Genomic DNA, 10,866 nt, shown 5'->3' with positions numbered 1-10,866 from the left:
GGTCAAATGGTGTGCAAATACAGATCGTAATCGACATCCGGGATCGTTCGCGCCACGCGAGCGTATTCGGCGGCTTTTACGGCAGTAAAGGTGCGGTGCATCTCTTCGCCAAGAGCGTCTTTCAGAAAGACTGATGCCTGCTCGGCACCAATGGCGGCGTTCCAGTCCCGCGGCAGGGCTTCTGCCTCGTCGCTTTCGTACCCGTTGCCCGTGGTTTCCGGGCCGGGGTCGATGCGTTCTGTGATCCCTTTGCGGACCGCGGCCAGCACCGTTGCCGCCACCAGATGTGGATTGGCATCCACCCCCGAGAGACGATGTTCAATGCGGCGGGCGGAACGCGGGCCAGCCGGGACACGTACTGCGACAGACCGGTTGTTGACGCCCCATGTCGGCGCCACGGGCGCATAGCTCTGGTTGGCAAATCGCCGCCAGCTGTTGGCATGGGGGGCAAAGACCAACGTGCTCTCGCCCATGGTGTCGAGCACCCCTCCGATGGCATGGCGCAACAGGTCGGTCCAACCAGCGCCTTCTTCCTCAGTAAACATGTTGTGGCCGTCTGCATTGCACAGGCTGAGGTGCAAATGCATCCCGGAACCCGCATAGTCCGCGAGCGGCTTGGCCATGAAACAAGCGACCGCACCGTGACGACGTGCCTGCGCACGGACAATCCGCTTGAGCCGGGCCAGATCGTCGACCGCCTGCACGATATCGGTCCGGTGATGCAGCGTGAGTTCGTACTGTCCCGGCGCATATTCCGAAATCAGTGTCTCGAGCGTGATCCCGGCCAAGGCTGCGCCGGCATAGATGTCGGCGAACAAGGGTTGCATCCCGATCAGGTGATCGACCGAATACACTTCGGTCTTGGCTGACCGGCGGCCATCCAGCACGTCCGCCGCAGGGCGGATGCGCCCTTCGCTGTCCCGCTCAGGATCGAGCAGGAAGAACTCCAGTTCCAGCGCGGCTGTGGGATAAAGCCCCATCTCGGCAAGTGCGGCGACCTGCCGGTGCAGGGCGTGGCGCGGGTCCGACAGCATCGGCGTGCCATCAAGATGGTATTGCGACAGCAGCAGTTCGGCACGTGGCGGGGTCGTCCCATGCTGGGCCACCAGTGACCCGGGCACCGGCCAGGCCCGCAGATCGCCATCGCCGGTGTCCCAGATCAGGCCGGTTTCATGAACATCCTCGCCCACCACATCAAGACCAAGGATCGAGATCGGCAGATGCCGCCCGTTGCGATAGAGCCCTTCAAGTTCGTGCCGCCGGATGATCTTGCCCCGCCCGATGCCATTGGAATCGAGCAGAACAATGTCAATCGCCTCGATCTGCGGATGCGCGGCAAGAAAATCCGTACACTCTTGTACGGTCGCGCTGGATGGGCAGGTGTCAGACATGGGTGTCTCCTGTCAATGCAGACAAGACGTCCGCAAATGCTGCAATCAGCCTGTCGATCTGTGCGTCTGCCGTGACCGGGCTGACAAGCATCATGTTATGGAAAGGTGCGATCAGGCAGCCCCGGTTCAAGAGCCCCAGATGCAGCGCCCCCTCCAGCGTTGCGTGATGCGCTGCCGCCGCTTCTGTCCCGTTGCGCAATGGGCCGGGAGCACAGATGAATTCCACCCGTGCGCCGACCCGGACCACATGCCACGGCACTCCCACAGCGTCGATTGTCATGCTGAGACCTGTGGCCAGCCGCTCTGCTCCGGCGTTCATCTTGGCAAAAGCCTGCGGAGTGGCGACCTCTCGCAAAGTAGCCTCTAGGCAGGCAAACTGCATCGGATTGCCAGCCAACGTCGTGCCCATGCCGGAATGACCGGCAGGTCGATCGGCGTCATAAGCCGCAAAGCGGGCCGCGACCGGATCGGTCATCCCCCAAAGCGCCATCGGCATACCCCCCGCAACGCATTTGCCGATCACGAAGATATCCGGGTGTAACCCGTGCTGGCGGGTATAGCCGCCGTAACCACTGGATTGGGTGTGGGTCTCGTCAATGATCAAAAGCGCGCCGTGGGTGTCAGCCAGTTCGCGCAAGCCTTCAAGGAACCCGTCCTGCGGCAGGACCATGCAGGAATTGGTCATCACCGGTTCTGTCAGGATGGCTGCAACATCGCCCGCCTTCAGGGCGGCAGCCACAGCGTCCAAATCGTTGAAGTCGACACAGACCGCGCCCGTGGTCAGGTCGAACCCCTGCCCCACAAGCCCCTGCCGGGCGATCGTCAGGCCAGATCGCAGTTCGACCATCGTGTCCTCGAGAGTGCCGTGATAGCAGCCGTTGAAGACCAGAACCTTGCGACGACCCGTCACCGCGCGGGCGACACGAAGCGCATTGCGGTTTGCATCGGTTGCACTCAATGTGACCTGCCAGCGGAAGGGACCGAACGTGTCCGACATCAGAGCCCCTGCCCGCAACGCCGCCTCAGAGGGCAGCATATAGGTCAGCCCACGCGCCGCTTGATCCCGGACCGCCCGGATCACAGCAGCAGGTGCGTGCCCAAACATGGAGCCTGTGTCGCCAAGGCAAAAATCATCAAGCCGGTGCCCATCGACATCCACCAGTGTCGCGTCCTGTGCGGCATCCACCACGAGCGGAAAAGGCGATGGCCAGTCTCGCATCCAGTGCATCGGCACCCGGTTCAGCCAGGCCGCGCTGTCGTTCTCAAAAGCCGCTTGAGCGCGGGGCCGCGCTGCAACAAACCTCGCGTTTTCATCAGCGATGAAGGCATGAAGACGGTTGGTCCGGATACCGGCGACGGCGGCATTGTGAGGGGCGGCAAGGTCTGCAGTCATGCTGGCTCCTGGGCTGGACCGGCGGCGTCGGGTCTCGGTTATCCCGGCTTTGCCAGAACTTGCAATGGGACGCCAAGACATTCTTTGATCTGTCAGCTTCGGTAGCGTGATCCACGTTGACCCGGACCGAAACCGTGACCCATTGACGGCGTCAGGCGTCACTTGAAATCTAACGCAACGCGGAAGCCGATATGTGAGGTTGAGGACGTAGCGGAGGAACTGTTGCGCGCAGCGATCCTGTACCTGTAGCAATAACTCCTGTGGCACAGAAAAGAGCCACCTTTGCAAAGCTTGAAATCGCTTTTGCCGGCTTGGGCTGCCTTGCTGCCTTTCTTGAGTGAACGGACCCGAAAAGTTTCGGATGTCCATTCCCAGACATTGCCGATCATGTTGTACAGACCATAGGCGTTTGGCTCATACGATTGTGCAGGAGCGGTTCCGCAATACCCGTCAAGCCCCAGGTCCTTTTGAGGAAAAGGGCCCTGCCAGATATTGCAGGGATGGAAATCCGTATCGTTGGGTTCCTGATCCCCCCAAGGGAAGCGAACATCGCCAGCACCCCCACGGGCCGCGTGTTCCCATTCGGCCTCGGAGGGCAGCCTGCCGCCTGCCCAGCAGGCAAAGGCCTTGGCATCGTTCCATGAGACGTGAACGACCGGATGATCCGGCAGGGCGTCTGCACCGCCCGGTCCGACGGGCTGACGCCAGGTGGCGCCGGGCACCAGGCGCCACCACGGCGCGGCTGCCACGGCTTGTGTCGGCGGCGTACCGCTTGGCAAGAGGCCCTGAAACACCAGGGAATCGCCAAGGCGTTCGGCATCCGTAACGTAGCCGGTCGCCTGCACAAAGCTCTCGAACTCTGCCGTCGTCACCGTGGTCGCGCCAAGGCGGAACCGCGCCAGTTTCTTGCGTCTGAGCGGACCTTCTCCATCGGCAGGCAAAACAGGCTTTGCTGTGCCGATCAATGCCACTCCGCCGGGGATGTCTACGCCCATGATGGGGGAGACTGCATGCCCATTGCATGTTGCAACCCCGCGCGTCTCCGGCGCGTCGGCTTTTTGCGGGCGTGGAGGCGGGCAACATGACATCAGGTGGTTTCCGGACCCAACCAATTCAGGGCAAGTGTCCTCCGAAACGACACTGCATTCCAGCGAGACCGTATCGTCATGTGCCCTTTGCGCGCGGATGTTGGGGCGGTGTGACCGGGACATAGGGGAACCGTCCGCGCTGTTTGGTTGCAGTCGTACTCGGGTCCGTTCCGCCGCGCACATAGACCTTGGCTGGATCATAGGGTGGCCCGTAATCCCAATACGGAAAGCGCCCGTGCTTCATCGCCGACTGCACAAAGAGGCGTTTCTTCTGTGAGGCCCGGATACGGCGGTCCAGATCGTCCTCGTCCCAACGGGCCTGCATTTCCGCCCACATATCTTCAAAAAGCGCCGCATACGCCGGATCGTTGGCAAGGTTGTTCAGTTCGAGCGGGTCCGCATACAGATCGAACAGCATCTTCGGATCGGTGCGACTATGGACCAGTTTGTAGCAGCCTTTGATCATGATCAGCGCGGGAGCATAGAGCCCCTCGCCGTTGAACTCTATGAAGATCCTGTCATGCGGGCTTTCACGCTCGGGCAGGTTCAAAAGGCTTCGCCCGTCAATTGGCGCCGCGTAGCCATCGAAACACCCGCCACTGGCAATTTCGGTAAACGTTGGCAGCAGATCGACAAGTGAGGCAAGTGCCGTTTCGCGGTAACCTGCGGCAACGCCCGGCCCCTGCATAATGAGCGGCACACGGACAGACGCCTCATAGGGGTTGAACTTGTACCACATACCGCGCTCGCCCAGCATCTCTCCGTGGTCCGAAGTGATGATGACGTAGGTGTTGTCGAGCTGACCGATGCTTTCCAGAGTTTCGATCAAACCACCGATAAGGTCGTCGACATGAGTGACCATCGCCATGTACCCCCGCCGCGCATTGGCAAGTTGTTCGGGCGTGATTTCGAATTCGTCCTGGCGGATCGTCAGATAATACCGCTGCGACCAGGGGTCCCGCTCTGCAAAGGGAATGTAGGGAACTTCGGGGCCGGGAATGTCAACGTCTTCGTACATGTCCCAGTATTTTCGGCTCGCCACGAATGGGTTGTGCGGCTGCGTGAACGAGACATGCAGCATGAAGGGACGATCATCGGTCGAGCGGGCGTGATTGTAGAGTTCCTGCTTCGCGGCGTGGAACACCTCCTCGTCATAGTCGATCTGGAGGTTGCGCTCGCAGGGACCAGCCTCAACCACGCTGAGAAGGCTCATGACAGACGGCGCGTACGGCTCGTCCGTTTGTTCCCAGTCGGCGGTCCAAGCGAAATCCGATGGGTAGATGTCGGTTGTCACACGCTCTTCGAAGCCATGAAGCTGATCGGGGCCGACAAAGTGCATCTTGCCTGACAGCGTCGTCTTGTAGCCGAGACTGCGCAGATAGTGGGCGAATGTCGGCTCGGAGGCGAGAAATTCGGCGCCATTGTCAAACACCCCGACATCCGACGGAAGACGGCCCGTCATCATCGACGCGCGCGATGGACCGCAGACCGGGTTGTTGCAATAGCTGTTGGTGAATGTCGTGCCGCGCTCGGCGATCCGGTCGATATTTGGAGTGATCGCATAGGGCTTGCCATAGGCCGAGAGGCAAAGCGCTGTCAGCTGGTCGGCCTGAATAACGAGGATGTTCGGGCGCGTCATAGGACTTCCTTGGGTAAACGTGATGGCCCCGGACCGGCACAGACCGGTCCGGGCAGCGGTCAGAGGAGGCGTTCAGCCACCGGTTCGGGTAACGAATTCTTCGATGCCAGGGACACCTATTTCCCGGTAGTAGCGCAGCGCACCCGGATGCAGAGGTGAACCGAAACCGTCGAGCACGGTTTCTTTGGACATCTTTCCAAATGCCGGGTGAACGCCCGCAAGCGCGTCGAGGTTCTCAAAAACGGCCTTTGTCATTGCGTAGACCCGATCTTCGGGGACATCAGCCGAAATCACCAGACCATTGGCCAGACCATAGGTCGGCACATCGCCCGCGACGCCTTCATATGTGTCGTCGGGGATCGAAAGGCGGAAATAGGGCGGATAGGCAGCCTGCAAGTCTGCGAAGAAGGCGTCATCAACCGGAATGAGTTTGAGATCGCGGGTTGCCGCGAGTTTGATGACTGGTGCCAGTGGAAACGATCCGTTCCAAAGCGCCGCATCAATATTGCCGTCGCTCAGCATGTCCACCATATCGCCGAGGCGGACCCGGAACGGTTCAAAGTCCTCCCCCGCGACCTTGGTCATCAACACGTCGGCGTCGAGCATCGACACGCCACCCGGCTGTCCCATGCCGATGCGTTTGCCTTTGAGATCCGCGACCGAGGACACTCCGCTCCCCTCCACCGTGATGATGTGCATTGCGACCGGTGCGATCGACATCCATGACAGGATCTTGCCTGGCTCGGTTCCGGCATAGTTTCCTGTCCCTGCCCAGGCTTCGTAAGCGGATAGTGAGGTCGCCATGGAGGCCTCAAGCTCTCCATTTTGCATCAGCGCGATGTTCGCGACATAGCCCTTGGTTTCTTCGGCTGTCGCCTCGACGCCGTCCACATTCCTGTTGATGACATCCGCGATGCCCGCCGACCACGTGTAAGCGGTACAGGTGACCGGGCAGGACCCGATCGACAAGTAATCATTCGCATGGACTGCGGACGAACACGACAGTGCTGCCGCGAAAACCGCGGCTCTCAGGCCAAGTTTCATTTCAGATCTCCCTTTGATTTGATGGATGCCGGTTGTGCTCCGGCTTGTTGGTTTTGTGGAAAAGTCGCTCGGGTCACGACATAGATCAGGGCGGCCAGAGCCAAACCGGCCGCAAGATCGAGCCGCCAGTCCGACGTCAAGAAGCAGATGGCGAGAACAGCAAAGCCTAGCCGTGTCATCAAGGTCAGACGCCCTTTGAAAAAGCCGATTATCGCCGCGCTCGCACAAACCCCGCCCAAGATTGCCGTGACGAAAGAGACACCGATCTGGGTCACCGTGACGTCAATGCCGAGGATCGACGGGTCGTAGACAAAGAAATACGGAACGGCAAAGGCGGCCATTCCGAACTTGCAGGCAAGCAACGCGATCTTAAGCGGGTTGCCGTCGGCAATCGACGCCGCGGCGTAGGCGGCCAAAGCCACCGGCGGTGTAATTGAAGAGAGCATCGCAGAGTAGAGAACAAAGAGATGCGCCGCCAGCAGCCCAACGCCAAGATCGACAAGAGCCGGCGCCACCAGCGTGGCGACCAAAATATAGGCCGCCGCCGTCGGCAAGCCCATGCCCAGGACAAGACATGTCAGCATGGTCAGCACGAGGGCGACCGGGAGAGAGCCACCTGAAAGTAGGACGACAAGCGTCGAGAATTTCAGGCCGATCCCGGTCAGAGTGATGATGCCGATGATCACACCTGCCGCAGCGCAAGCCAGCGCAACCGGGATCACCGCGCGGGACGCAGCTTGTGCTGTCTCGATGAGACGCGCCGGGGTCAAGGCGCTCTCACGGCTGAGAAAGCTGACCAGCGAGGCGGCGACGATTGCCCAGAATGACGACAGCATGATCGAATAGCCATTCAGCAACATGCTGATGAAGATCGGCAGGGGTGCGAGCAAATAGGCGCGCTTCAAGATCGACGCCCAGTCGATCGTCGAACCGGCATCGCGCAGAACAGGAATGTTCCGCCGCACGGCTTCGAAATGCACCATCGCGAGCAGCACAGCATAGTAGATCACGGCGGGCAGAAACGCGGCCTTGGCGATGGTCAGATACGAGGTCTCGGTGAACTCGGCCATGATGAAGGCCGCGGCCCCCATGACCGGAGGCATCAACTGGCCACCGGTCGACGCGACTGCCTCAATCGCGCCAGCGGCTTCTTTGTTGTAGCCGCTCTTTCGCATCAGCGGGATCGAGATTGGGCCGGTTGTCAGCACGTTGGCGACCGCCGTGCCAGAGATCATGCCCATGAGGCTCGACCCCACAACCGCTGCCTTTGCCGGGCCGCCGCGCAACCTGCCGGTCAGCGCGGTGGCGATGTCCATCAAAACTTGGCCTGCGCCGGTTTTTTCCAGCAGCGCCCCAAGAACCACCACGCCAGTCACAAAGGTCGCGCTGACGCCAAGAGGTGTGCCGAAAATGCCCCCACCGCCGAGATAGACCTGAGACATGACACGCTGGACTGAATACCCGCGGTGACCGAAGGGTGACGGCAGATAGTTGCCGAAGAGCCCGTATAAGATAAAGGCGCTGGCAAGCAGCACGATCGGCCACCCGATGGTTCTGCGACATGCATCGAACAGGGCAATGATCAGCAGAACGCCGAGGTAGACCTCGTATTGCGTGATCGCGCCGTAGCGATTGTTGATCGCCTCGAAATTGACCAGCTGATGTCCGACCGCAACAAGCCCGCCGGTCATCATGAGAACCGCGAAAAACCGCTTTAAACCGGGGTAACTGCTATGTGGTCGGTCGGCGTCGAACGTGTCGCGCAGGGCATAGGCGGTGACCAGAACAAAGATCATCAGCAAATGCGCACTGCGCTGGATGCCGTCAGGGAAAACACCGAAATAGGCGCTGTAGAGTGTAAGTCCGATCAGAGCCAGAGCCGTTAGGGCGAGAATGAAATTCAACGCCGAAACGATCCGGGGCCTATCCATGGCGGGCCGTCCGACGCTCCGAGATCTCGGCCAGACGGTCGTAGTCAAGCCGGTCGGAATAGCAAAATGCATGAAGCGCCAGCAACGCCGCCGACCGTTCAGGGCTTATCGTGCCCCGCACAAGTCGGAACGGCGCAGCGCGCGCATGGCCGAACTCCGTCTCAAGGGCAGTTTTCACACCATCGAAATAGGTTGGGTTGGCTCCAAGATGGCCGCTGATAATGATCATCTCGGGGCCAAGGATCTTGCCCATGCTGTCGATTGCTGGCGCAAGAGCCTTGCCGGCATCCGTCACCAGACCAGCCGCGTCTGCGTCATTCAGGACATCGAGAAGATACGAGGCGTAGTCAGACAGACGCGACGTGTCGAATTTCGGCTGATCAAGCTTGCCCAAGCGGGACAGCAGGCCGAAGCCGGTCGCGTTGAGATTGAGGCAATCGTTGCGCCCACACACGCAGGTCAGTTCCGTTTTCTGCGACCGGATATGACCGATCAAGCCAGAGAACCCTGAGGCACCGCGCACCACTCTGCTTTCGGAAACGACGCTGGCACCTACGAAGGTCGCCACGTGAACGAGCGAAAACTCGCGGGACGCGCGCGCGGCGCCAAAGCGCATTTCAGCAGTAGCGATTGCGTTCGCGATGTTCTCGATTTCGACTGGCAAGTCGAGGATCTTGCGAAGCTCATCGCAAAAAGCGCCGTCATCATTTGACCAGCCGAAATATTCCGACCGGAGGATCTCGCCCTTCTCAGGATTGGTTCGCGCTGACAATGCCACGCCGATGCCGACGATACGCTCGTTATCGATTTCGGTGTCGTCGATCAGCTCCTTCAGCGCGCGCGCATAGACTTGCGCCGCGCCTTCGACGCTTTCGAAGTTTGGGTTTGTAATCGCACGGGTCGCTTGGATTTCTCCGGCGGCATCCGAAATCGAGACTTCGGAATGATACGCCGAGACAGTGATCCCAACCGCGTAAAGGCTGGTCGGCACAACCCGCAGGCCGGTCTTGGGACGCCCTACCCGCTTGCGCTGTTTTCTTGACCAGTTCTCGTCTTCGAATTCCTCAACCAGTCCGACTGCCAGGAGTTCACGGACGATCCGTGTGGCGGCCATCTCGGAAAAGCCAAGCGCACGCGCCAGATCTGCCCGACTGACTCCGGGCTGCGCCTCGATCAGGGAAAGCGCCATCCCACGATGTGAACGGCGGAGGCTGGCTGGCGTAGATGTGGAGTTCAAATTAATAACCATCAGTTAGTTATTAATAAGCGCGCAGCGATTCGGCCAGCAATATTGAACCTGGTGCCGGGCTGGAAACTGTCTTGCGGCGCTCGACCAGTGTTTTCATGCGCTTGATGCGACGCCGCAGGAAAAGCCGCAGCTCAAGCCGTGGGTAACAGTTCAGAAGCTACGACAAGGTGCCGTAGAGGAAGACCAAGTCACGGCCCTCCGGCTTCGCGGAGCAACCCGGACCCTCTGGGGCATGTCCTTGCTTCTTGGGGTGGTCGCACGATGCGGGCAACCAAACTCGAAAAGGTTACCTCTTTTCGGAGATCATGACTCCGCCAGAAACCTCGCAAAGACAGAGATGGCCGTACCGGCCTGTTTTCCGCGCCAGAGATACCCCAGCGGCGCCAAGGGTGTGTTTATGTCGGATTTCAATTCGCACACGCTGCCCTCACCCAACCAGGACGCGGCAACGCTGCGGGGAAGAATGGCCAGATAGCGCCCGCTTTCGAGCATTTCGCGGGTGAGCTTTGGAATGTGCATCACGATCTGGCATCTCGCGCTTTGCGGCCAGCCTGCTTTGACGAAGACCTCCTCGAACCGGTTGCGCGCAACGGAACCGACATGGTTCATCAACCATTTTCCGGTTCCAAGTTGCGCAAGTGTCGGATGTTTCACCTCGGCCAGCGGATGGGTCTTGCCGCAAACGACGACCAAGGCATCCTCCTCACATCGCTGAAATTCCCAGCCTTCCGGGATCACCTCGGGTTCGCGCGTGCAGATGATGTCGGCCGTCCCATCCGAAATGCCGTACAATGGCGTCGTGCTCGACGCCTCCACGATCACCACCTGAATATCGGGATAACGTCTGGCAAAGTCATCAAGTCGTCCATGAAGCATGCCGCCAAGGGCTGCCGGACTGCTGGAGATTCGCACCAGTCCACCATGATTATGCAGACGATTGGCCACAGCTTCGGCCCCGTCATGCAAAGCGTCAAGGATGCGATGCGCTGTAAGCGGTGCGCCGTTCACACGTGATTGACGTAATTCCAGGGCAGCAGCAGGTTGATATCGGTCTGTTTGTGCCCGCCTGCGATGGCGGTCAGGACGCCGGACAGATAGCCATGGGGTTCGATCCCGTTGAGTTTGCAGGTT

At 60.1% G+C, this 10,866-nt stretch carries 9 protein-coding genes; all 9 read right to left on the bottom strand.

Annotation, left to right across the window (positions count from 1 at the left end; genetic code table 11):
* Positions 1-2: 2 nt before the first annotated feature.
* Positions 3-1,391: a glutamine synthetase family protein gene (locus tag JJ869_RS18720; RefSeq protein ID WP_292269447.1), complete on the bottom strand. Its 1,389-nt coding sequence runs from the start codon at positions 1,389-1,391 to the stop codon at positions 3-5.
* The gene (locus JJ869_RS18715) at positions 1,384-2,784 is read right to left on the bottom strand and encodes an aspartate aminotransferase family protein (RefSeq protein WP_292269445.1); all 1,401 of its coding nucleotides are present in this window, start codon (positions 2,782-2,784) and stop codon (positions 1,384-1,386) included. Before JJ869_RS18715 ends, JJ869_RS18720 begins: the two co-directional genes overlap by 8 nt.
* Before the next feature lie 158 nt (positions 2,785-2,942).
* Positions 2,943-3,779 carry a formylglycine-generating enzyme family protein gene (locus JJ869_RS18710; RefSeq protein ID WP_292269444.1) on the bottom strand — a complete coding sequence of 279 codons (837 nt, stop codon included), beginning with the start codon at positions 3,777-3,779 and terminating at the stop codon, positions 2,943-2,945.
* Between the two features lie 169 nt (positions 3,780-3,948).
* Complete coding sequence (gene betC, locus JJ869_RS18705; protein WP_292269441.1) at positions 3,949-5,511, bottom strand: choline-sulfatase; 1,563 nt, start codon at positions 5,509-5,511, stop codon at positions 3,949-3,951.
* 72 nt (positions 5,512-5,583) lie between these two features.
* Positions 5,584-6,555 carry a TAXI family TRAP transporter solute-binding subunit gene (locus tag JJ869_RS18700; RefSeq protein ID WP_292269438.1) on the bottom strand — a complete coding sequence of 324 codons (972 nt, stop codon included), beginning with the start codon at positions 6,553-6,555 and terminating at the stop codon, positions 5,584-5,586.
* Positions 6,552-8,486, bottom strand: a complete 1,935-nt coding sequence (locus JJ869_RS18695; RefSeq protein ID WP_292269436.1) for a TRAP transporter fused permease subunit — start codon at positions 8,484-8,486, stop codon at positions 6,552-6,554. The genes JJ869_RS18700 and JJ869_RS18695 overlap by 4 nt, the downstream gene beginning before the upstream one ends.
* A complete protein-coding gene (locus tag JJ869_RS18690; protein ID WP_292269434.1) occupies positions 8,479-9,675 on the bottom strand; it encodes an ROK family transcriptional regulator in 1,197 nt (398 codons plus the stop codon). The genes JJ869_RS18695 and JJ869_RS18690 overlap by 8 nt, the downstream gene beginning before the upstream one ends.
* Before the next feature lie 363 nt (positions 9,676-10,038).
* The gene (locus JJ869_RS18685) at positions 10,039-10,743 is read right to left on the bottom strand and encodes a substrate-binding domain-containing protein (RefSeq protein WP_292269431.1); all 705 of its coding nucleotides are present in this window, start codon (positions 10,741-10,743) and stop codon (positions 10,039-10,041) included.
* Positions 10,740-10,866 (bottom strand): transposase domain-containing protein (locus JJ869_RS18680; RefSeq protein WP_292269448.1); only part of this gene is annotated, 127 nt, incomplete at its 5' end. The genes JJ869_RS18685 and JJ869_RS18680, both read right to left, overlap by 4 nt.

Source organism: Marivita sp., assembly GCF_017643905.1.
GTDB lineage: Bacteria > Pseudomonadota > Alphaproteobacteria > Rhodobacterales > Rhodobacteraceae > Marivita.
The sequence above is the reverse complement of the archived record's forward strand: the minus strand, read 5'-3'. Positions and strand labels throughout refer to the sequence as shown.

What these genes read in the sequence shown, in the direction of transcription:
- JJ869_RS18695 (WP_292269436.1), bottom strand. Translation starts at nt 8,486, where the DNA reads ATGGATAGGCCCCGGATCGTTTCGGCGTTGAATTTCATTCTCGCCCTA.
- JJ869_RS18700 (WP_292269438.1), bottom strand. Translation starts at nt 6,555, where the DNA reads ATGAAACTTGGCCTGAGAGCCGCGGTTTTCGCGGCAGCACTGTCGTGT.
- JJ869_RS18710 (WP_292269444.1), bottom strand. Translation starts at nt 3,779, where the DNA reads ATGGGCGTAGACATCCCCGGCGGAGTGGCATTGATCGGCACAGCAAAG.
- JJ869_RS18690 (WP_292269434.1), bottom strand. Translation starts at nt 9,675, where the DNA reads ATGGCGCTTTCCCTGATCGAGGCGCAGCCCGGAGTCAGTCGGGCAGAT.
- betC (WP_292269441.1), bottom strand. Translation starts at nt 5,511, where the DNA reads ATGACGCGCCCGAACATCCTCGTTATTCAGGCCGACCAGCTGACAGCG.
- JJ869_RS18715 (WP_292269445.1), bottom strand. Translation starts at nt 2,784, where the DNA reads ATGACTGCAGACCTTGCCGCCCCTCACAATGCCGCCGTCGCCGGTATC.
- JJ869_RS18720 (WP_292269447.1), bottom strand. Translation starts at nt 1,391, where the DNA reads ATGTCTGACACCTGCCCATCCAGCGCGACCGTACAAGAGTGTACGGAT.